Source organism: Streptomyces sp. NPDC054975 (assembly GCF_053609105.1).
This window is the reverse complement of sequence record NZ_JBSGWV010000001.1, coordinates 404,189-426,119: the sequence shown is the minus strand read 5'-3', so window position 1 is coordinate 426,119 and position 21,931 is coordinate 404,189. Positions and strand designations below refer to the sequence as shown.

19 protein-coding genes and 2 pseudogenes are annotated in these 21,931 nt (G+C 71.6%); 10 read left to right on the top strand and 11 right to left on the bottom strand.

The window, feature by feature from the left end:
- Window positions 1-124: 124 nt before the first annotated feature.
- The 5 genes from ACWF79_RS01970 (at window position 125) to ACWF79_RS01950 (ending at window position 5,017) form a co-directional block, all read left to right on the top strand.
- Window positions 125-1,207, top strand: coding sequence for a M20 family metallopeptidase (locus ACWF79_RS01970; RefSeq protein ID WP_453726168.1), 1,083 nt, complete (start codon window positions 125-127; stop codon window positions 1,205-1,207).
- Entirely contained in the window at window positions 1,204-1,965 is a 762-nt protein-coding gene (locus ACWF79_RS01965; protein ID WP_453726089.1) for a GNAT family N-acetyltransferase, read from the top strand. The genes ACWF79_RS01970 and ACWF79_RS01965 overlap by 4 nt, the downstream gene beginning before the upstream one ends.
- Window positions 1,966-1,990: 25 nt before the next feature.
- Entirely contained in the window at window positions 1,991-3,103 is a 1,113-nt protein-coding gene (gene menC, locus ACWF79_RS01960; protein WP_453726088.1) for an o-succinylbenzoate synthase, read from the top strand.
- 1,164 nt (window positions 3,104-4,267) lie between these two features.
- On the top strand, window positions 4,268-4,462 hold the full coding sequence (locus tag ACWF79_RS01955) for a hypothetical protein (RefSeq protein ID WP_453726087.1): 195 nt from the start codon (window positions 4,268-4,270) through the stop codon (window positions 4,460-4,462).
- A gap of 120 nt (window positions 4,463-4,582) precedes the next feature.
- A complete protein-coding gene (locus tag ACWF79_RS01950) occupies window positions 4,583-5,017 on the top strand; it encodes a GNAT family N-acetyltransferase (protein WP_453726086.1) in 435 nt (144 codons plus the stop codon).
- 246 nt (window positions 5,018-5,263) lie between these two features.
- Here ACWF79_RS01950 and ACWF79_RS01945 read toward each other — a convergent pair whose 3' ends face one another.
- On the bottom strand, window positions 5,264-5,638 hold the full coding sequence (locus tag ACWF79_RS01945; protein WP_453726085.1) for a hypothetical protein: 375 nt from the start codon (window positions 5,636-5,638) through the stop codon (window positions 5,264-5,266).
- Window positions 5,639-5,733: 95 nt separating this feature from the next.
- Entirely contained in the window at window positions 5,734-5,883 is a 150-nt protein-coding gene (locus ACWF79_RS01940) for a hypothetical protein (RefSeq protein ID WP_453726084.1), read from the bottom strand.
- 124 nt (window positions 5,884-6,007) lie between these two features.
- Here ACWF79_RS01940 and ACWF79_RS01935 point away from each other — a divergent pair, with 124 nt between their 5' ends.
- Window positions 6,008-6,484, top strand: a complete 477-nt coding sequence (locus ACWF79_RS01935) for an alcohol dehydrogenase catalytic domain-containing protein (RefSeq protein WP_453726083.1) — start codon at window positions 6,008-6,010, stop codon at window positions 6,482-6,484.
- Here the strand turns inward: ACWF79_RS01935 and ACWF79_RS01930 are convergent.
- The 7 genes from ACWF79_RS01930 to ACWF79_RS01900 all read right to left on the bottom strand — a co-directional run bounded on the left by ACWF79_RS01930 (window position 6,402) and on the right by ACWF79_RS01900 (window position 14,252).
- Entirely contained in the window at window positions 6,402-7,226 is an 825-nt protein-coding gene (locus ACWF79_RS01930; protein ID WP_453726082.1) for an MBL fold metallo-hydrolase, read from the bottom strand. The two genes, ACWF79_RS01935 and ACWF79_RS01930, sit on opposite strands and share 83 nt — an antisense overlap.
- Window positions 7,219-8,100 (bottom strand): NAD-dependent epimerase/dehydratase family protein, encoded by an 882-nt coding sequence (locus ACWF79_RS01925; protein WP_453726081.1) that lies wholly within the window; start codon window positions 8,098-8,100, stop codon window positions 7,219-7,221. The genes ACWF79_RS01930 and ACWF79_RS01925 overlap by 8 nt, the downstream gene beginning before the upstream one ends.
- Before the next feature lie 340 nt (window positions 8,101-8,440).
- Window positions 8,441-8,908 (bottom strand): MarR family transcriptional regulator, encoded by a 468-nt coding sequence (locus tag ACWF79_RS01920; RefSeq protein ID WP_453726080.1) that lies wholly within the window; start codon window positions 8,906-8,908, stop codon window positions 8,441-8,443.
- Between the two features lie 57 nt (window positions 8,909-8,965).
- On the bottom strand, window positions 8,966-10,276 hold the full coding sequence (locus ACWF79_RS01915) for an SgcJ/EcaC family oxidoreductase (RefSeq protein WP_453726079.1): 1,311 nt from the start codon (window positions 10,274-10,276) through the stop codon (window positions 8,966-8,968).
- 262 nt (window positions 10,277-10,538) lie between these two features.
- Window positions 10,539-11,177: a hemerythrin domain-containing protein gene (locus ACWF79_RS01910; RefSeq protein WP_453726078.1), complete on the bottom strand. Its 639-nt coding sequence runs from the start codon at window positions 11,175-11,177 to the stop codon at window positions 10,539-10,541.
- A 606-nt stretch (window positions 11,178-11,783) separates the two neighbouring features.
- Window positions 11,784-12,674, bottom strand: a complete 891-nt coding sequence (locus tag ACWF79_RS01905; protein ID WP_453726077.1) for a LysR family transcriptional regulator — start codon at window positions 12,672-12,674, stop codon at window positions 11,784-11,786.
- A 291-nt stretch (window positions 12,675-12,965) separates the two neighbouring features.
- Window positions 12,966-14,252, bottom strand: a complete 1,287-nt coding sequence (locus tag ACWF79_RS01900; RefSeq protein ID WP_453726076.1) for an MFS transporter — start codon at window positions 14,250-14,252, stop codon at window positions 12,966-12,968.
- A 1,462-nt stretch (window positions 14,253-15,714) separates the two neighbouring features.
- Here ACWF79_RS01900 and ACWF79_RS01895 point away from each other — a divergent pair.
- From ACWF79_RS01895 to ACWF79_RS01880, 4 genes and pseudogenes are all read left to right on the top strand, one after another.
- A pseudogene (locus tag ACWF79_RS01895) lies at window positions 15,715-15,903 on the top strand (VOC family protein); the annotation flags it as partial.
- Window positions 15,904-16,418: 515 nt separating this feature from the next.
- Window positions 16,419-17,072, top strand: coding sequence for a hypothetical protein (locus ACWF79_RS01890; RefSeq protein WP_453726075.1), 654 nt, complete (start codon window positions 16,419-16,421; stop codon window positions 17,070-17,072).
- A 48-nt stretch (window positions 17,073-17,120) separates the two neighbouring features.
- Window positions 17,121-19,559 carry a WD40/YVTN/BNR-like repeat-containing protein gene (locus ACWF79_RS01885; protein ID WP_453726074.1) on the top strand — a complete coding sequence of 813 codons (2,439 nt, stop codon included), beginning with the start codon at window positions 17,121-17,123 and terminating at the stop codon, window positions 19,557-19,559.
- 11 nt (window positions 19,560-19,570) lie between these two features.
- Window positions 19,571-20,287 carry a TSUP family transporter gene (locus ACWF79_RS01880; protein WP_453726073.1) on the top strand — a complete coding sequence of 239 codons (717 nt, stop codon included), beginning with the start codon at window positions 19,571-19,573 and terminating at the stop codon, window positions 20,285-20,287.
- Window positions 20,288-20,296: 9 nt separating this feature from the next.
- On the opposite strand, the gene ACWF79_RS01875 is transcribed toward ACWF79_RS01880, so the two are convergent.
- Window positions 20,297-21,532, bottom strand: coding sequence for an MFS transporter (locus ACWF79_RS01875; protein ID WP_453726072.1), 1,236 nt, complete (start codon window positions 21,530-21,532; stop codon window positions 20,297-20,299).
- 198 nt (window positions 21,533-21,730) lie between these two features.
- Window positions 21,731-21,880 (bottom strand): annotated as a pseudogene (locus ACWF79_RS01870) (hypothetical protein); the annotation flags it as partial.
- Between the last annotated feature and the right edge of the window lie 51 nt (window positions 21,881-21,931).

Genomic DNA, 21,931 nt, shown 5'->3' with positions numbered 1-21,931 from the left:
GGCACCAACCGAGCCGAGTCCGGCCTGCCTAGCGTGGCGGTCATCCCGACCTGGAGGACCCACCGTGCCGGTTGACCAAGAACCCCCCCTTCCGCGAGCGGACCACGCGTTCGACCTCGACGCGATGCTCGCCGACCTCGAAGAGCTCGTGACCTGCGAGTCGTACTCCGCCGACCACGCCGCCGTCGCCCGCAGCGCGCAGGTGGTCGCCGATCAGGGCGGCCGGCTGCTCGGGGCCCGCCCGCAGACGCTTGTCGTCGACGGTGTCACCCATGTCCAGTGGACCTTCGGCACCCCGCGCGTCCTGCTCCTGGGCCACCACGACACCGTCTGGCCGATCGGTTCGCTCACGACCCACCCGTGGTCGGTGGAGCAGGGCATCGCCCGCGGCCCGGGCGTCTTCGACATGAAGGCCGGCCTGGTCCAGATGTTCCACGCCCTGGCCTCGCTGCCCTCCCTCGACGGACTCTGCGTCCTCGTCACGGGCGACGAGGAGGTCGGCTCGGACACCTCCCGCCACCTGATCGAGGACCTGGCGCGTCAGTGCGCGGCCACCCTGGTCCTGGAGCCGTCCGCCCCGGGCGGGGCGCTCAAGACCGGACGCAAGGGCGTCTCCCTCTACGACATCACCGTCCACGGCCGCGCCGCCCACTCCGGGCTCGAACCCGAGAAGGGCGTCAACGCGACCACCGAACTGGCCCACCACATCCTGGCCCTGAGCCGGATCGCCGACACGGTCACCGCCCAGACCGGCCGCGGGACGACGGTCACACCGACACTGACGTCGGCGGGCACCGCGAACAACACCGTGCCCGCCCGCGCCGAACTCAGCGTGGACGTACGGGTCCCGAACGCCGCCGCCCAGGACGCGGTCGACCAGCTGATCAGGACCCTGCGGCCCGAACACCCCGAGGCGCGCCTGAGCATCGCCGGCGGCCCCAACCGCCCGCCGCTGGACGCGGACGCCTCCTACAAGCTCTTCGCCCTGGCCGACGACCTCGCCGTACGACTCGGCCTCGACCCGCTGCGGCAGGCCGCCGTCGGCGGAGCCTCCGACGGCAACTACACCGCCGGAGTCGGCTGCCCCACCCTCGACGGCCTTGGCGCCGTCGGCGACGGGGCCCACGCCGACCACGAACACGTCGTCACCGCCACGATGCCGGACCGCGCCCGGCTGCTGGCCGCACTCGTCGGAGCGATGCAGTGAACGCACTCGACGTCCGGGAACTCCACACCATGGAGGACCTCGACACCATCAGCCGCCTCTACGCCGACATCTGGGGGACGGCCGCCGACAGCCCGCCCGTCTCCGCCGAGGTGATGCGCGCCCTGTCCCACGCGGGCAACTACGTGGCCGGCGCCTACGAGCAGGGCCGCCTGGTCGGCGCCTCCGTCGGCTTCTACGGCGACCCCGTGGGTACCACCCTGCACTCCCACATCACCGGCGCCTCCCAGGGACGCGGCATCGGCCTCGCCCTCAAGCTGCACCAGCGCCGATGGGCCCTCGACCGCGGACTGAAGCGCATCACGTGGACCTACGACCCGCTGATCCGCCGCAACGCCTACTTCAACCTCGTCAAGCTCGGCGCCCGCCCCGAGGAGTACCTGCAGTCCTTCTACGGCGCCATGGACGACGCCATCAACGGCGGCGACGAGTCCGACCGCGTCCTCACCGCCTGGGACCTGACCGCGCCCGCGGGGCCGTACTCCCTCGACCTGCCCGCCGACGTATCCCTCGCCGTCCGCAACCAGGACGGCCGCCCCGTGATCGGCCCGACCGACGCCGCCACCGTCCTCGTCGACCTCCCCGACGACATCGAGTCCCTGCGCCGCACCGACCCGGACGCCGCCCGCGATTGGCGGCTCGCCGTACGGCACACCCTCGGCGGCCTGCTCACCGAAGGAGCCCGCGTCGTCGGCTTCCGCGACCGTCGCAGCTACGTCATCCACCGCACCACCCCCTGACCAACGCACCAGGAGTCACCCGCACATGAAGACCACGATCTCCGGCGTCGAACTGCGGCGCATCGCCATGCCGCTCGTCGCCCCGTTCCGCACCTCCTTCGGCGTCGAGACCAGCCGCGACGTCCTGCTCGTCCGCGTCGTCACCTCCGACGGAACCGAAGGCTGGGCCGAGTGCGCGGCCATGTCCGAGCCCCGCTACTGCTCCGAATACGTCGACGGCGCACAGGACGTCGTGCGCCGCTTCCTCGTCCCCGCCCTCGCCAAGGACCGGGTGGACGCGGCGGCCGTCGGCCGCGCACTGGAACCCTTCACGGGCCACCACATGGCGAAGTCGGCCCTGGAGACGGCCGTCCTCGACGCCCAGCTCCAGCTGTCGGGGGAGTCCTTCGGCTCGTACCTGGGCGCGGCATGCGACCGCGTCCCCTGTGGTGTCTCCGTCGGCATCATGGACTCGATACCCGAGCTCCTGGACGCGGTGGAAGGCTACGTCGCCGAGGGCTACGTCCGCATCAAGCTGAAGATCGAGCCCGGCTGGGACGTCGAACCGGTCCGCGCAGTCCGTGAGCGCTTCGGCGACGACCTCCTCCTCCAGGTCGACGCCAACGCCGCGTACACCCTGGTCGACGCCCAGCAGCTCGCGAAACTGGACGACTTCGGCCTGCTCCTCATCGAACAGCCCCTCGCCAACGACGACATGGTCCAGCATGCCCAGCTCGCCAAGCTGCTGCGCACCCCGATCTGCCTGGACGAGTCCATCGAGTCGGCTGCCGACGCCGCCGCGGCCATCTCGCTGGGCGCCTGCTCGATCATCAACATCAAGCCGGCCCGCGTCGGCGGCTACCTCGAAGCCCGCCGCATCCACGACATCGCCCGCGCCCACGGTGTCCCCGTCTGGTGCGGCGGCATGCTGGAGACCGGCATCGGCCGCGCCGCCAACGTCGCCCTCGCCGCCTTGCCGGGCTTCACCCTCCCCGGCGACACCTCGGGCTCCGACCGCTACTTCGCCACGGACATCACAGAGCCCTTCATCCTCGCCGACGGTCACCTCGACGTCCCGACGGGCCCCGGCCTCGGCATCGAGCCGCTCCCGGACGTCCTGAAGGAGGTCACCACGTCGACGGAGTGGATCGCGCTCTAGCTCCCAGCAGAGAACAACCACCCGACCCGAAGGCTCCCTGGGCACAACCCCGCCCGGGGAGCCTTCGCGCACCTCGTCGGCAGCGACGGAACGGGCCTGCCGGATTGAGGCCCAGGCACGAGCGGACGAGGCCACCCCTACGGCACGGTGGAACTACCGCACCGCGTGGCTGTAGGAGCGCTTCCACCCGTCGAGCGTCCACAACGCCGCGCAGCCCGCCCGCCCCGTCGATTCAGCTGGATCACCCTTTCCCGCGCGACGGCGGGCGGGCGTCACGCAGGAACAGCGCCGGAAGGGCAGGCCTGCGACGGCCTATCGCCACGGTGCCCGGGCGCTGAGCCCGTCGCTGTGCCGAGACGGCGTCTGCGTGTGCCCTGGCCAGCAGGTGGGGGAGCCGTCCGGCTGCGTCGGTACCCCACCAGCAGTGGGCCTCTGGCGCGAAGGCGCTCTTGGGGGCGCTGTCGATGGCTTGTTGGTATACGGCCGGCGAGTCCGGCCACTCGGTGTCGGCGATCACCCGCAGGGATCGGGGCGAGAGGCCGTCGAGGAGGGTGAAGAGCCGTGGGAGGGCGGGCAGGCGGTGTCGGCTGTGGCCGGCCTTCCGGACACCGCCGGGGTTTGAACCCAGAGGAGGTACTGGGCCGGCCAGGGCAGATCGATCCCCTCGCGCCCCTCGTAGGCCGCGATCACCGGCTCGGCCACGGAAGCGGCGATGCCGGTGACCACTCCTCGACCCGTGTCGTGCGGACGGTCGACCAGCCTGGCCACCCAAGGCTCATCTGGCAAACCGCGGTTGATCGCCCGCTTCAGGGCGTCGTGGGCCCAGGCCCACCGTGCCGCGGTGGGCGAGGCGTGGTGGTGCTGCCCGGCAGGATTGAGACGCATCAGGGCTTCGAGCCATCTCCCGCACCACCGATCGAAGCGGTCCGAAGGCACAGCGGCGTGGGGCGCAGACCCGCGAGAACTTGCCGAGTACACCTTGGAGTCCCGGCTGGCTGGGGACCACTTGGGGACCGACCAGGATGGTCGTCGTGGGTCACCGGCCACGGCGGCTGTTCGCCGACCGCGGCTACGACTAGGACAAGTACCGCCGTCTGCTCCGCGCGCGTGGCATCACGCCGAAGTGATCAGTGAAGCGGGAAGAGCCCGGCGAGCAGCTCGTCGGTGACGGGAAAGCCGTCGGCGGCGCCGCCCGAGCCGCCTCAGTTCGAGGGACCGTTCATGGGCGTGCCGGAGCCCCGTACCGCGCCGCTGCAGCATGGGGCGAAGGAGTCGCTCCGTCTCGACAGCGGCTACTTCGACGAGAGCACCGCACAGGCCGTCTGCGTAGGGCTGCACACAGCCCTGTACGTCGCGTAGGAAATCCTTCTCCTCCACGAGAATCCTCCGTGCCCACAAAGGCGATGAGTTGCTCGATGTCGTCGACGCGATGCGCTCCGGCATCAAGGTGGCGCGCTGCCTAGGCGCCTGCAACCATGGTTGTTCCGGAGCCACCACCTGCGCCAAGCACCGCTCGGAGTACTTCGGCCCTTATCGCCTCCAGCAGATGGCAGATCGCTACCACCCCGAGTCCGGTACTGGCTGATCACGTTCGCGGACGACCCCGCCGGCGTCGCCTACCTCCAACCCGGGACCAGCGGCAACGTCGAGGTGACCGCCTTCGGCCTGCTCCCCGCATACGTGGGCAAGGGGCTCGGCGGCTATGCCCTGACCCTCGCCCTGCGCCAGGCATGGGCCACCGAGCCCCTCGACGCACCCGTCGCTCGCAGGGTCTGGCTGCACACCTGCACCGAGGACCATCCTCACGCCCTGGGCAACTACGAGAAACGCGGCATGCGACCCTACCGGGTCGATCCCCAGCCGCCTGACCGCACCCGTCCTGGCCGGGAGGGCCGTCCTCGCGCAGTGGGCTGAAGGCGACGGCCTGGTGCGGGTTCGACCGGTCGTGGTAGGGGGAGGCAGCCGTCGGGGCGGCCGCGTAGACCTGCCGAAGGCCCTGCCTCAGCCTGGCGACCAGCAGGCTGTCGACCGGTCTCGACGGCGGCCAACAGGATCGACGTCTGTGGCGCTTGGGCCGAAGGATGCCGCAGTCGGCCGTGCACCGTTCACGGTGCCCCTTCGCTCAGCTCTCCGGCGACGACGGGGATCACTTGGGCCTGGCTAGCGGCGGGTGAGGGCGAGGGCGTTGCGGAGGGCGAGCCGCCCTGCGTGGTGGAACGCCCTCGGGTGGGAGTCCACCGCATGGATTCCCATGGCGCGAAGGACGACGGCCACCGTCACCGTGGTCCCGGTCTCCAGCGCGGCCAGCTCCTCGCGTATGCCGTCGGCGACCGCGGCCTGGAACTCGGCCGCCTCCTCCGGGGTCGCGTCGCCGCGGATGGCCAGATCGGCAGACGATTCGAAGACGACGCCTTCCTCCCACGGCTCGAAGTCCACGGTGACGTCCGCGAAGTCCGACGGGCACCCTGCCTGCCGGGCGTACACGGCGCGCACACCTCGGAGCGGGCGGGGCGGAAAGCTGGTCTTCTGATCCACAGGATCACGGTACTCGCAGCACCCGCGCACCTCACCCTGGCGGCCGCCATCACTGGGGCGGCCTCCTGTGCTCCCGCCGGAACACCGCTGCCGCGCTATGTACGGGAGCCGATGACGTCCGCGGGGCGGCCCGCGAGGGCGAGGCGGCCGGGAATCAGTGTGACCAGAGCCGTGAGCAGCGCGGCGAAGCCGAGGGTGCCGAGGTACGTCAAGGCGTCGACGGACGGGGACGCCGAGCCCGTCATGCCTGTCCAGCGGCTCCGCCTTCATCGGCGAGACCGAACTGGGCCGGCGGAGGCGGTCACGGCGTGATTGTGCCAGCCCAGGCTCTGGTGGCGGTGCGCTACGTCCCTGAGCTTTCGCGAACTCATGGTGCTCGACGGGACCTACGTGCCGGTCAAGCCCGATGCCGTCCCCCTCTCGGACGGGGCCGGCGAGGTCGTCGCGGTCGGCCCGGGTGCCGACACGGTCCGCGTCGGCGACCGCGTGGCCGCCTCGCTCTTCCCCTCCTGGCAGGACGGCCCGTTCGCCGTCGAGCACCTCGCACAGCGTGGCGGCTCGGTGGACGGCCTGCTCACGGAGTTCGCGGTGCTCGACGCGGACTCGCTGGTGGCCACCCCGGCGCACCTGTCGGACGAGGAAGCGGCGACCCCGCCGTGTGTGGCGGTCACCGCGTGGGCGCGCTCACCGGTGACGGGACGGGACCGGGGCCCGGCGAGACCGTCGTCGTGCAGGGCTCCGGCGGCGTCTCCCTCCACGGGTGTCAGGCACCCGGGACCTCGCCCTTCTCGAAGCGCAGGTAGCGCTCGACGGAGCGGGCCAGGACCTCGTTGCCGTGGGCGGTGACCACCCGGTGCCACCAGGCGCCGTAGATCCGCTCGAAGCGGTAGCCCGCGAGCAGGTCCGCCGCCGCGCGGACGGCCTGGGGGCGCTCGGGGATGTGGTTGGCGTAGCTGTACATGAGGGTCACCCAGCGGTTGTCCGGACAGACGTTGACCACGTCGCCGGTGAAGAGCGCCCCGTCGCCCGCGCTCCAGTGCAGCACCGCGCTGCCCGGGAAGTGCACGCCCGGGTTGATGAGGGTGACCTCGTCGGTGAGCTGGAGCGTGCGTCCGCTCCAGAACCGTACGGCCGGGTCCGGGCGGCCCACCCATTGCTGGTCGGCCTCGTGCAGATGGACCGGCGCGTCGAAGGCGTGCGCCCACTCCACCATCGTGGAGTAGAAGTGCGGGTGGCTGATGGCGATGTGGTCGATGCCGCCGAGCTCCTCGACGGCCCGCACCATGGCGTCGTCGAGGTACGGCAGGCAGTCCCACAGCACGTTTCCGGCGGCGGTGCGCAGGAGCAGCGCGCGCTGGCCGATCGCGAACTGCGGGGTGATACCGATGCCGAGTACGTCGGGCCCCTCCTCCTCGAAGCGGCCGGTGTGGCCCTCCTCGCGCAATGCGGCCACAGTCGTCCACTCCTGGCCTTCGGGCCTCACGTACTGCCGCTCGTCCAGACAGACGGGGCAGTCGGGGCGCGGGGCCGCGTACTGCGTACCGCAGGTCCGGCAGATCGGGTGGGTCAGGGCGGTGGTGTCAGCCACGGGTGCCTCCGGGGATGTCGGTGAGTTCGGTGAGGACGTACGGGCGGCTCGGCCGCCAGCCCAGTTCGTCGACGGCGCGTCGGCCCGACACCACCTGGTCGAGGGCGAGCGCCTCGGCGAACGGGGCCCCGAGCACCTTGACGGCTTCCGCGAGCGGCCACGGCTCGGCCCGGCCGATGCCGCCCGCCGCGATGTCGGCGGCCGCCGCGACCGCGGCCACCGGGACGGACTCCCACGCCACACCGTGCAGGAGGTCACCCGGGTAGGCCTTCGTGGTCGCGAGGACGTACAGCTCGGCGAGGTCGTCGACGTGGACCATCGGCCAGCGGGTTGCGACGGGCCCCACGTAGCGGCCCGCGCCGTGCTCCCTGGCCCAGCCGGTCATCAGGGCGGGGATTCCGCCGTCCCGGCCGTACACGACGCCCGGGCGTATCACCACCGTCCGCACGTCGTCCCCGGTGGCGGTCAGCACCCGTTGCTCGATCCGCGGCCGGTATCCGACGATCGCGATCGGGTCGGTGCCGGCGTCCTCGGTCGCCGGGGCGTTGCCGGTGGCGCCGAGCACCCACACGCCGCTGGTGTAGACGAACGCCCGGCCGGTGCCGCGCAGCGGTGCGAGCAGCGCCTCCAGGGCGGCGGTGTCCATCGCCTCGTCGCCGGTCGGCGTGGACAGGTTGATCACCGCGTCCACGTCGTCCGTGACCGCCGCGCGCAGGGATGCCGGGTCGGCCAGATCGCCAACCCTCACCGGCATGTCCGAATGCAGCGAGGCCGCGTCCTTCACCAGGGGCACCACGTCGTGGCCGTCCAGCGTCAGTCGCGCCACCACCGCGGAGCCGATATAGCCGGTGGCGCCCAGTACCAGAACCTTCATGAACCCTCCCGTAGGGACGTTCCCCGTTCGCCGGGAACAGGAGAAACCCCAGCCCGGACCGCGGATCCGTAGAATGACCGGGGTGCCGTACCGGCGTTCCCGGGTGATGGCGGCGAAGGCCGCCCGGGCCCACGTGACCGATACCGGGTGACGAGCCGAACACCATCGACGTCGGCGTGCTCTCTGATCGGCATGGGCGGCACTTCCTTCGAAAGTGAGTGAGACGTTTCGCCTCGCGCGGTGGGCGGCCCGGGCCGGTCAGCTCCGGCCCGGGCCGCCCGACCGGCCGTGCCCTGTGCCGCCTCGTCAAGGCGGGGGGCGTGCACGGCGCGTCGGCCTGTCAGGGGGTCGTCCCGCCCGCGTTGCGGACAAGCTGACCGAGCACCCTCAGCGCGACGACGTAGTCCGCATCGTCGATGCCTTCGTGGAGGGCGGCACGGATCGCGGGCGAATGGCGTGCGAGGTCCACCCTGGCCTGCTCCCCCTCCTCCGTGAGCCACAGTCGGTTCTCGGCATCCCGCTTCAGCCAGCCGCGTTCCTCGAGCACCGCGGATTCCGCCTCCAGGTCGTCCTCGGGCCGGATGTACGACTTCATCGCCTCGCGCAGTCCGGCCACGGTCATCCCCTCGCCATCGGGCGAGATGTCGTTCACCGACAGGTTGCGCAGCAGCCAGAACTGGGGCTGGGTGTAGCCCTTCTCGAGCTGCCGGGCACGGGTGAACGCGATCAGCGCCTCGTAGGCGACACCGGTCCAGTACGCGGCGGGCTGTCGGGCGAGTTCCTCATCGGACATCGACCGGTCCGTCATGGCATGTTCTCCTCGCTGCTTCACGTGAAGGTCCTGCCTCACAAGCCGTGCGGGCCGTCAGCCGGCCACGACGGTGTTCTGGGCGGCGCCGACGCGCCAGGTGCCGTCCTCCTTGACCAGAACGTAGAAGGGGCGGCCTTCGGGGCGGTCGGTGATCCGGGTGCCGTCGTGGCGTACGGGCTGCTGGCGGACGTTCACCGCGGCGACGTCGGGCTTCAGGAACAGCACGCGTTCGACGTCGTAGACGGCGGTGGACTCGGTCATCGCACCGGGCAGCACCTTGCGGGTGAAGTCCGCGATCTCCTCGAAGCCCGACAGCCGCTTGCCATGGCCGGTGGTCCACACGGGGTCCTGTCGGCGGAAGACGCTCAGGAACCGGTCGACCAGCTCGTTCTGCTGGGCGTGCTCGACCTCGGCGACCAGGCGGCGAATCGCGGCCACCTCGGTCTCCGTCTCCGGACCGTCCGGGGCGCCGAACACCTCGACCGGCCGGTACGAGCCCGACACCAGCTCGGCCACCGCGCGCGGTCGGCTGGGCTGCCAGCCGAGGGCGGTACGGGCGGCGGCGCCGCTGACACTCTGGTCGAGGGCGAGCGCGTCGGCGAAGAGCGGGCCGAAGACCTCGGCGGCCTGCTCCACCGACACGGCGTGCGGGGCAGCGAGCACTCCGGCCGCGCGGCCCGCCGCCCGGGCGAGGTCACGGACCGGGACGGCCGACTCGCCGACGCCGTGCCAGAGGGTGCCGGCCTCGGCCCGCTCGACGGCGGCCACGAACAGTTCGGCCAGGTCGTCCACGTGCACGGTCGGCCAGCGCACGCCCTGCTCACCGTAGTACTCGGGCACCCCCTGTCGGCGGGCCCGGTCGACCAGAAGGGAGGGGATCCCACCGCCGCGGCCGTAGACGATGCCAGGCCGGACGACGACCGCGCGTACGCCCTCGACGGCCTCGGCCAGCACCCGCTGCTCGATCAGCGGGCGGTAACCAACGATGTCGATCGGGTCGGTCGGGGTCTTCTCGTCGACCTCCTGGGCCTCGCCGGTGGCACCGAGGACCCAGACGCCGCTGGTGTAGACGAAGGGGCGGCCGGTGCCGCGCAGCGGAGTGGCGAGCGCCTCGATGACGGCGGTGTCCACGTCCACGTCGCCGCTCGGGGGAGCGAGGTGGATCACGGCCTCGATGTCCGGGGTCACCGCGCCGGTCAACGTGGCCGGGTCGGCGGTGTCGCCGACCAGCTGGGCGTGCCAGCCCCGGCCGGGCTGCGGCTCGGGCCCCCGGGTGAGCGCGACGACCTGGTGGCCGGCGGCGGCAAGGTGGTCGGTGACGGCGGAGCCGATGTAACCGGTGGCACCGGTGAGCAGAACCTTCATGACGTGTCCCGTCGTGAGGAACGAGGCGTTTCGTCTCGTTCGATGGCATGGTGACGTACTTCGAACCCGTGCTGTGCGCACGGTTTCGTCTGCGGTCAGGGTGGTCAGCAGGGCGACCGTCGCACCGCCCCGGAGCGCAGCGGTCAGGGTGGCGGCGTCGGCGACGAGGTCACCGAACAAGGCGCCGAGGGCGAAGGCGAAGTTGAACACCGGGCCCCGTCGGCGGCATCGCGGCGAGGCAGGGCTCGGGGCCGGGTGAGGCTCAGATTTGGGTGCTCCACCGATCGAGCGCCGCGTAGGCAGGCTGCCACCGGTGCACGTACGCATGGCGCGCAGGCTGCGGCAGGAGCTGCGCCAGAACGGCGGCCACGGTCCGCTCGGCCACGCCGTCCAAGAGCCACGGGAGGATCCGAACCGCGTCGGCCACGATCCGCTGGGTGTGGACGCGCCCGAAGTGCCCCCACTGCTCCTTGCTCAGGACGGCCTGGACCAGCGGGAAGACAGCTTCCTCCTCATGGCGCAGGTGTCCCCGTAGCCCGGTGATCAGCGAGCCGGTGAGCTCACCGAACAGGTCGAGCCCGACATCGGGACCGACCAGCGCCTGGTCGATCGCCTCGAGCAGGGCGGCGAGCGCGGCGTGCTCGGCCTCGATCGCCTCCAAGCGCGTCAGGTCGAGGGGGCGGCCGTCGAGTGCCTGGCGCAGGGACGGCCACAGGACGTTGTCCTCGGCGGAGTGGTGGGCGTGCAAAGCCGTCCGGAACAGCTCCCAGCCCGCGGCGTTGCGCAGGACGCTCCGGGGATCGGGATGGGGGCGGGCGGCGGCTCGGGCAAGGTGCTGCAACTCCCTTCGTAGCGCGTTGTGCATCGCGTACGTCACGGTCATGTCGAACCTGTCTCGCACGTCTGTCTGACTCCTGGTGCCGGTGACCGGTGACCGGTGAGCCCGTGCCAGGCAGTGACGCCATGACCGATTCCTCCAGGAACAGGACAGCGGAATACCACGCCTGACGGAGCGGGGCATCATCGGAAGGGTGGCCGGGCGGGGACGACTGGGGAACCGAGGCCCTCTCGACGACCAGCCCGCCCGGGTGCCTCAAGCCTCCCGTGAGAGCCCCATCTGGATCAACACAGGTTTGGTGCGGTGATCGATAACTCGACGGTTATCGCCGTACGTGGGCGGGGGAGGAGCACCGCGACACGAGGGCTTTCTCGCCCCTGGCGGAGTCGCACCACGGTCGGCAAGGCCGAACGGCTCCGGCTGCCCAAGCGCGGGTCACTCGGGCATCCGAGCCGGGCTGGACAGCACTGCGGAGCCGGAGTTAGACGACAGTGGTGTCGGGGTGTCCCGTGTCGCCGGCGACTGAACCACCGGCTCGATGGGCACCAGCCGGTCCCCCCACCCTGATGCCGGCATCGCGCCCGCCGCCACCGTCACCGCCACAGGAAACGAATCCCGAGACCGTGGACGTCCCGGTGAGGACGTCCACGTTCGAGACCTGGCGGCGCGTCAGAACCGTCGTGCGCCGAATTCGCGGACCATGCCGGCGAGAGCGCCGATCAGCTCGTTCTCCGCCTCAGTCCGCCAGACCAGAGCGAAGGACAGGTCCGCCAGGTCGGTGACGGGCAGCCAGCGGATGTTCGGCATACCCCAGTGCCGGGTGACATGGCGGGGAAAGCAATGGAGGAGCTCCCCCATGCCGACCCGATTGATGAGCTCCTCCGCGTTGGTCACGGGGCGTCGCCCGCGCTCGATCGGCCGGCCCTGGAATGTCTGGAAGGGCAGGTAACTGTCCTCCCAGTAATCCGGAAAGGCGGGTGCCATGGCGTGCTGGAAGTCGGCGAACATCTCCAGGCGCACTGACGTTCGCTCGGCGAGCTCGTGGTCGGCGGTCACGGCGAGGACTCGGCGGTCCGTGCACAGGATCGGACCGACTGTGAGGTCCGGTTCCTCCACGGGCAGCCAGGCCACGAGGACGTCCATGTCGTCGTCACGGAGCTGGCCGAACGGGTCGACGTACTCCAACTGGCGAATCTCCAGCTCCCACTGTGGATACCGCGAGCGGAAGGCCCTCCAGTAGGGGTGCAGGTCGACGACGTTGAACGGCATCATGCCGACGCGGAGCCTTCCGGTGATACCGAGGGCGGCCAATCGGGCACGCTCCAGGGACTCGTGGAGGCCTGCATAGACCGGCTGCAGATCGTCGCGCAGCTGGCGTCCGACGGCGGTCAGGCGCACGGTGCGGCTGGTGCGATCGAACAGCGCGGCGCCGATGCGCCGTTCCTGCTTCCTGATGGCCTGGCTGACCCGTGCCTGGGAGACCCGAAGCCGCTCGGCGGTCCGGCCGAAGTGCAACTCTTCGGCCAGGACCAGAAAAATCTCGATGTCCCGCAGCTCCATGACGCCCCCGTGTCCTGCTCCACCGACAACTCAGAGGCTGTCGAGCCGGAGAAGTATACGCGGATCACAGTTCGGCGCGAAGGAGTATTGACTGGAGCGGGCGTCCCGGGAAGGCAACTGATCCGGGGTGCGGTGTCCGGCGTCCGCGCCTGGCTCCGCCGCCGCGGCATCCCGCACACGATTCCCGAGCGGGCCGACGAGGTCCGCAACAGGGCCTGGCGATGCGGCAGGGGAGGCGGTCCGCCGGCCTTCGACCCCTCCTGATATGGGCCTGGGGATTGATGACGGGACCTAGCCCGCTCGGCCGCGACTGAGCTTTTTCGGCTCGGTGACCTCGCCTCGTGTGGGCGGCATCGCCCCGACCATTGCGGTGTATACCGCCTCGGCCGGCAGTCGCCGCTCAAGGGCGAGCAGTACGATCGCCCCCGCCGTCGAGCTCGCCGCCAGTACCAGCCAGGGAAGCCGGCCGTCGACCACCAATAGCCCCGTGAACAGTGAGGGTGCGAGGGTCTGGGACAGCGCCCAGGACAGTTGGTAGGTGGCCAGGTAGCGGCCGCGCGCCTCAGCGGGAGCGGCGCTCACTGAGATTGCGCCCGCGCTCGGGCTGTGCACCAGTTCGCCGATCGTGTACAAGATCAGAAGCCCGACCAGGCCAACCATCACGCCCTGGCGGGGCATGCCGCCCAGCAGCGCGTAACCGAGAAACGACGTGGCGAAGACCAGGGCGCCGACCGCGGCCACGCGGGTGCGTCGGGCGAAGCGCCGGCCGAGCCTGCCAACTGGCACGCCGGCGAAGGCACAGAGCGCGGTGTTGACCGCGAACAGCGGACCGGCCACCGAGGCGGGCAGGGCGAACTGGTTCACGGCGTACACCGGCAGCAGCACGCTGAGCGCCGAATACCCCAATGCGATCAGGAAGTTCGCCAGCGTGAGTCCTGCGTACGGGCGGTCGCGCAGCACCGCGCGGTAGCCCGACCGCTGCCGGCCGGCCTGGGGGCGGGTCGGGTGGGGGGACCTGATCCGTAGCGCGAAAAGTGCCGCAACGAAGAAGGTGGTCGCGTTCAGCCAGGCGACTGCAAGGAATCCGTGGTCGCCGCCGAGTTGCACCAGTCCGGCGGCGAGCAGGCCGCCGGCGCCGAGGCCGGCGTTGTTGATGCTCCGGGCGAGTGCCATGAGCCGGTCCCGGTGTTCCCCCTGGGCGAGCTCGCCGATCAGGGCCTGCTGGGTCGCGGGGAACGCCTGGGCGCCGGCCGCGGCGAGGGTGGCGACCAGGGCGAAGACCGGCAGAGTGGTGCCGAGCGGGAAGGCCAGGAAGCCGAGGCCACGGATCAGGTAGAGAGTCAGCCGCACCCGTCGGGCACCGAATCGGTCGACGGCCCAGCCGGCGACCGGCATGGAGCCCATCGCCAGCAGGCCGGCGACGGTCAGGACGGCGCCGATCGTCGACAGTGGCAGTCCGGTGATTCGTTGGAAGAAGACCAGACTGAATGGCACGTACATGCCCGTGCCCACCGCGTCCACCAGCATCCCGGCGATCAGGTTCCGCTCACCGGGCACCCTGCCGTCCTTTGTCTTCATACTCTCTCTCCTCAAGTCGATTGCCTTCCGTGGATGCCGGCCTCGGCCGGCTGAGCGTCGCCCGTGGTCTTGCTGTAGCCGAAGGCCTCGCGGATCAAGTCGTCGCGTAGCGCTGTAGAGGCCGGTGCGGCAGGAGGGGGCCGGAGAGCATGCCGGCGTCGTTCACCACGATGTGGAGCCGACCGCCTCGGCGACGGCGGCGAAGCCACAGGACGGTTGGTCACGTCCGCCAGGAGGGGCAGCAGCTGCCGGGGTTGGGTGGCCGACGACTCACGCGGCGAGGTCGTGGTGCGAATGGCGACCGCGCCGCCTCAATGAAGGTGCGGCCGAGGCCGCGACTGCGGCCGGTGTTGGACCACACGCGGCTCGTGCTTTCGGAGAACGTACATGTGCGGTGCTCCTGTGGGAGGAACGAGGTTGCGCGGGCGTGCCGGGCCCGCCTGGCGGCTCACAAGGTTTCCTTCTGGGGGTATGGGCGTCCGGTCCGGCGCGTTCCGGCGGCCGCAGGCAGGCCTGCTGGACGGTGTGAACTGACCGGTACGAGTCCGCACCGCTCACGGATCGCCGAGCAGCGGTTCCAGCCTGCTGTCGATCTTCCAGCTCCCCGGCGCACCCATCAACATCGAAGATCAGTAGGATCCGATAACCCGAGGCTTATAGATCGTTCGGAGGGTGTGTCCATCGGCATCGGCAGCGACGTCCTCGACGACGAGACGGTCCTGCTGTGGGCCCGACCTCCGGATGGCACTGAGCCGAAGTGCGCTCCACATCCCGCACACCCGCCCACCTGATCGCGGACACCGCGAAGGCCCTGCTCGACCCGACACCGGTCCTGCTCCACCACGAACAGCTCGCCACCTGAACTCGCCGCCGCGAGCGCTACAACCGGCCCGTGTTCGCCCCCTGGGTGGCTCCCCGGTGACGCCACCCCGCGGTACGGCCATCCACGGCCGACGGCCGTGGATGGCCGCGCGTCCCGCTGCAGCATACGGATCAGCTCACGCGAGCGGCGGCAACAGTCTCCTCGGGACCCGCATCGTGCGTGGCGCGGTCGCGGGCGACGGGAACGTCCAGCACGGCAGCGGCGACTTCCGGGTCAACAAGGAAGGCACCGGCCGGTACACCATCACCCCGACGAACCGGTGCCTCCCGGCTGGCCTGGAGCCGGGAGGCGCCACCTGGACCGCCCTGCCCGCCGGCGATGCCCCGGCCGACGACCTGCGCATCCTGCTCTTCGAGGGTGAGTTCGCGCTGATGGTCTACCGGGACGAACACCTGCGCGGCTGGCTGCCCGTGCTGAAGGGAACCCCGGTCGGCGCGTTCGGCATGTTCTACCTCGCCGTGGACGACTTCGACGCCTACGTCGAGCGCGTCCGCCCCATGGTCACGTCCAGAAGGACGTCATGGAGCACCGGGGCCAGAAGCTCTTCTACTTCACCGACCCCAACGGCTACGTCATCGCCGTCACCCAGAAGCAGACCTGGTGACCGCCGTGACGCAGCACGACGAGACCGCCGCAGGTGCGGTGCGGCGTCCGGTCGAACTCGGCGCCACCAAGCCCGCCCACCAGCCCGGCGGCACGCACTGGGCCGTACTGCTCGACCCCTCCGGCCAGCCCTTCCGCATCAGCGCCGCCGGCGAGAAGGAGTGACGCCCGGTCGACCGGCGACTCCCTGACGAAGGACATTCCATGACTCCCGAAGACATCGTGGAGCTCGCCCTGTCGCTGCCGGAGGCGACGGAAGAGCTCCGCGACGAACAGCGATGACCGGGAGACCGTACCGTCGCGGGTCCTCGACGACGACGGGGTCGTCCTTCGGTTTACGCGCCGTCAGCTCGCCCTCGGCTGCACCGGGTGGCCGGACAGCGCCGCCGCCCCCGTCCGAAGTGGTGTATGCGTCAACTGGCGGGAGGGCGGGGCAGATCCATTTGCCGCCCTCCCCGGCCGGGGGGACGATGAAAGGGCGCCGCGGCCCACGGTCGGGCCCCTGACCTTCTTGGTCGCGTCGGGCGGCTCGCACGCCTCACGGCCCCGGCCCGTGATCCCGCATCGGCGTTCCCGCAACGCAGACGCCCACCTGGGAGCCCCGGATGGCGAGAGTTCCGCGCGGCGTGGTCGACGCGCGCGGCCGGCAGGCCGTCGTACACGATCACGAAGGTGCGCTGATGGCACTGGACCTGGAGAACGGCGCACTGCTGTGGCGCCGCGGGCCCAGCCTGCGACCTTGCGCGCTGCTCGCCGGTGCGGTCGTGGCCCTGCGGATCAGCCCCTCGCCGACGCTCGTGGTCGTGGTGCTCGACGCCGCGACCGGCGAGGAACGCTGGACTTCGGCGCCGGTCGACCTGCCGCCGTGGGCGCGCTGCACCCTCGACGACACCCGCGACTTCACCCTGCGGACCGAGGCGGCCGACGACGCCGTGGTGCTCCGCTGGGTCGTCCGGACCTGGTATCGCGGGGGAGCCGCCCCGAGCGCACGCGTCCTGGAGGAGTCCCGGCGCGCGTCGCACGGAGCCCTGCGGGTCGGTCTGGCGGGCACGCCTTCGCTCGAAGTGCTCCCCGAGACGGAAGCCGGGGCGGAGGCGCTCCCGGAGACGGCCGACGCCGATGTACCACCCCCCGTACCACCGGCGGCTCCGTCCGGCCAGCAGCCCGCCGTACTGGACCAGAGCATGGTCGGCGACAAACGCATGGAACTCCTCCTCCACCCCGACTCGGGCGCCGTCGTCCTGAGGGCCGCGGATCCCCGCACCGGCACGCTCGCGTGGGAGGTGGAACTGGACCGCGCGACCCCGAGGCGGGCGCCCAGGCTCCGGCCCTAGAGGCGCTCTCACCCCACCGCACCGACTCATCCCGATCGGGGTGCCACCATGGCCATCTCAGACGAAGAAGTCGCCCAGTCGAAGAACATCAGCGTCGCGCAGGTCCAGTCGCTGTGCCGCTCCCGCGGTACGACGAACGAGACGCTCGCGGCCCTGCCCGAGGCCGCGGTACGGCGGGCCCTGCTGCGCCTCGACTTCCCCGACCTGCCCACTGCCCGCGGGCTCTTCCGCCTCAAGCAGGAGCGCGGAGACGACGGAAACGTCCGGCCGCACGGTCTGGGCGCCGCCTACGCGCAGGCGGAGAGCCTGCTGACACGCGAGGCGCCGCCCATGACCGCCGGTGTGCCGACCGGTCTGAACGGCCGACCTCGCCGGGCCGGTCCGGCCCCGACGGCCGGCATGCAGCTGGCCAACTGGGTCTGGCTCGGCCCCGGGAACATCGGCGGCCGGACCCGCGGCATCGTGATCGACCCGGCGGATCCGGACAGCATGTGGGCCGTGAGCGCCGGCGGCGGGGTGTGGCACACCGAGGACGGCGGTGCCCGATGGGCACCGGTCGACGACTTCCTGGAGAACCTCGCCTGCGGCTGCATCGCCATGGACCCGTCCGACGCGTCCACGATGTACGTGGGGACCGGCGAGGCCTTCCACAACCTCGACGCCATCCGGGGCAACGGCATCTTCCGCACCACCGACGCGGTCGCCTGGGCCCCGATCGCGGCCACCCAGACCCCGGACTTCCAGTTCGTGAGCCGGCTCGCGGTGTCGCAGGACGGAACGGTCCTCCTCGCGTCCACCTCCACCGGCCTCTTCCGCAGCGCCGATCCCGCGCGGGCCACCTGGAGCAAGGTGCTCGCCCACCCGCTCGGCGACGTCCGGTTCGATCCGCAGGACAGCGACAAGGCGGTCGCCGGGGCGCTGCGCGACGGCGCGGCCTGGTTCAGCCGGGACGGGGGTCTCACCTGGAACCTCGCGGCCGGCGGCCCGTGGACCGGCCGGGTCGAGCTCGCGTACGCGGCGAAGGACCCGGACATCGTCTACGCGTCGGTGCAGATGACCACCGGCCAGATCTGGCGGTCGCAGGACGGCGGAGCCTCGTACAAGAAGAGGGAGACGCTGGCCCCGGACGGCTCGCCGTCGGAGTACCTCAGCGAACAGGGCTGGTACGACAACACCATCTGGGCCGGCGACCCGACCGACTCCGACCTGGTGATCGCCGGCGGCGTCAACCTGTACCGCAGCCGGGACGGCGGCGACCATCTGGCCGAGATCAGCACCTGGTGGGAGCCCACCTCCGTCCACGCCGACCAGCACGCGATCGTCGCCCATCCCGCGTACGACGGGGTCACCAACCGCACCGTGTTCTTCGGCAACGACGGCGGTGTGTTCAGGGCGGACGACCTGGCCGTCGTCGGGACCGAGTCGGAGCCCCCGTTCGTGAACGGCTGGACCGAGCTGGTGAACGACTACGGCGTGACGCAGTTCTACGCCGGTGCGGGACACCCCGGCAGCGGGAAGATCATCGGCGGCGCGCAGGACAACGGCTCGCTCGTCTTCGACCCCACCCTCGGCACCCAGGACTGGCGGGAGTTCTTCGGCGGCGACGGCGGCTGGTGCGCCGCCGACCCCACCGACCCCGACGTGTTCTACGGCGAGTACGTCTTCCTCAACATCCACCGCAACACCGACGGCGCCACCAGCGACGACACGCGGGGCGACCGCTACATCAGCGGACAGTTCTTCGACTTCGCGACGGGTGAGTGGTCCTGGAAGCCGCTGCCCTTCCGCATCCAGGACGCGAAGAGCGAGAACGCGTCGCTCTTCATCGCACCGTTCGTGCTCGATCCGAACGACGAGAACCGGATCCTGGCGGGCGGCCTGTCGCTGTGGCGGACCAACGATGCCAAGAAGCCCAACACCCCGTCGAGCGGGCCGAGTTGGCGGGCGATCAAGCCCGGCGCGGGCGCGTTGATCAGCGCGATCGCGGTGGCGCGCGGCGACTCGGACGTGGTGTGGGTGGGCCACGAGGACGGGATGGTCTTCCGTACCGCCAACGGCACCGCGACGACGCCGACCTGGGCGCGCGTCGGTGCGACGGGGCCGAGTCCGCTCACGCCACGGCGCTACTGCACCGGCATCACCGTGCACCCGACGGACCCGGACACCGCCTACGTCACCTTCGGCGGGTACGAGCGCGGCAACCTGTGGGTGACCACGGACGCCGGAGCGGCCTGGACCAACCTCGCCACCGCTCTGCCGCGCGCCCCGATCCGGGCCCTGGCCGTGCATCCGCGCCTGACGGACCTGCTCTACTGCGGCACCGAGGTGGGGCTGTTCGCCAGTGAGGACGCCGGGGCGAGCTGGTCGCCGACGAACGAGGGCCCGACCAACTGCTCGGTCGACGACCTGTTCTGGATGGACGAGGTGCTCGTCTGCGTGACCCACGGTCGCGGGATGTTCCAGATCGACCTGTCGACGATCCCGTAAGGCGAGCAGCGATGGATCCGCTTCTGATGCCGGTCGTCCTCGTCGCGGTGGCGGCCGCGTTCCTCCTGTCCGCCTCCGCCGGGTTCGGAGGCAGTCTGATCCTCGTCCCCACGCTGGCGCTGGTTCTCGGCACCAAGTCCGGGGTGGCGCTCGCGGCCCTCCTCCTCGCCGCCAACAACCTGGTGAAGGTCTTCGCCTACCGGGCGACGCTTCCCTTCCGCAAGGCCGCGGTCGTGATCGTGCTGGTCGCCGCGGGGGCCTTCCTGGGGGCCAAGTTGCTCGTCTCCGCCCCGGAACGGGCCGTGACGCTCGCGGTCATCGCGAGCTTCGCCGCCGCGTTCCTGGTGGAGGCGTTCGACCTGACCCGCTGGCGGCGGGCCGGCTCCCCGCTGCTGGCCTTCGCCTCGGGTGCGACGTCCGGATTCAGCGGTACGTCCGGTCCCCTGAAGGGGCTCGCGGTGCGCGGCCTCGACCTGGACCGCCTCCACCTCGTCGGCGCGCTCTCCCTGGTCTCGCTCGTCGGGGACGTGACGAAGACCGCCGTCTGGACGGATGCCGCGCTGCTGACGGGCGGGGACTACCTGGTCGCCCTGGTGTGCGTGCCGCTGATGTTCCTCGCGACCTTCCTCGGCAGACGCTTCAACACGAGAATCGGTGAGCGGGGCTATACGGGCCTGTTCTGGACCGTCATGGTCGGCTACACCGGGCGCCTGGTGGCCGGCCTGTGACCCGTGCCGTCACCGCCCGATCCCACGGGAGGTGACGGTCAGTCCGGCCAGCGCGACGAACATCCACGCGGTGAGGTACGCGAAGGCCGCGCCGGCGGAGAAGGCGGTCCAGAGGACGCCGGCGAGGGCCGAGGCGGCGAGGTTGCCGAAGGACTGGACGGCGGCGAGCATGCCGAAGGCGGAGCCGCGCAGGTCGGCGGGGGCGAGGACCGCGACGGCCGAGTGCTCGGCCGTCTCGACCGCGCCGATGCCGATCCCGCCCAGGACGAACGGGACGGCCAGGAACGCGACGGCGGCGGTGTCGACGACGAACAGCCCGTAGGCCAGGGCGAGGCAGGCGACGCCGCCGGCGAGGACGACCACCGGCCCGCGGCGGCCGAGCCTGTCGGCGAGCCGGCCGGCCGGGACGGAGGCGAGCGTGGCGGCGAGGTTGTACGCGGTGTACAGGCCGAGCGCGATCGTCGTCGCGGTCTTCGCGCCGTGCTCCACCGCGAGCAGCTCGGACGCCCGCAGGATCAGCAGGGTCGCCGCCACGTTGCCGACCTCGAAGGCCGCCACCGCGGCCGTGAGCCTGCCGAGGTCGCCTCGCAGGACCGGTCTGATCCGGATCCTGACGGGCACCTTGACCCGGCTGGTGGGGCGGGGCGCCCGGCGGATCGCGTAGACGATCGCGGCCGCGGCCAGCAGGCCGGGGATCACGGAGAGGCCGATGGCCCAGTCGACTCCGAGCCAGGCGGCCAGACCGAGGGCGAGCAGCGGACCGAAGATCGCGCCCAGGTTGTCCATCATCCGCTCGAAGCCGTACGCGCGTCCGTACGCCGCCGGCGGAACGATGTCGGCGAGGAGGGCGTTACGGGCGGGGACGCGCAGGCCCCGGGCGGTCCAGGCCGCGGCTCGCAGCAGCCCGACCTGCCAGACCGAGGTGGCCCCGGCGGTCGCGGCGCCGAGCACGGCGGTCGCGGTGTAGCCGCCGACGGCGACCTTGCGACGCCGGGACGGATCGTCCGCCAGGGCCCCGCCGCCGAACCGTGCCACGCCGGCCAGGGCGTCGGAGACCCCCTCGATCACGCCCAGCGCCGCGGCGGGCGCGCCGAGGGAGGTCAGCAGGGACGGCAGCAGGGCGGTGGGGATCTCATGGCCGACATCGGCGAGGAGACTGGCGGAACCGATGCCCTTGACGCCCGGGGTGAGCCAGCGGTCTCCGTCGCGGCCGGCGTCACCTGCGGGCGGGACGATCTCGTTCATTCCCGACAGTCTGCCCGGTCTGCCCGGGGCGCCGACCGAGGCGCCGGGCGAGGCGCCGCCCGGGACGCCGATCGAGGCACCGGGCGAGGAGACGGGCGAAGCGCCGGGCGAGGCGCCGCCCGGGACAGCGACCGGGACACCGGGCGAGGAGACGGGCGAAGCGCCGCCCGAGGCGCCGGACCCACCTCTGCCCGCCGTTCACGCCCGACGCCGCGCGGAACGGCCCGCGAAGCGCGCCGAGTCGCCCAACTCCTCCTCGATCCGGATCAGTTGGTTGTACCGGTGAGCTGGCAGCGGTCGCCGACGCGGGCGGTCAGCTCGCGCCGGCCGTCCAGGTCGTTGCCGGCCCGAGCGCCACCCTGCTGGAGCGGCTCGCCACGCGCTGGTGCCGCGCGGAAC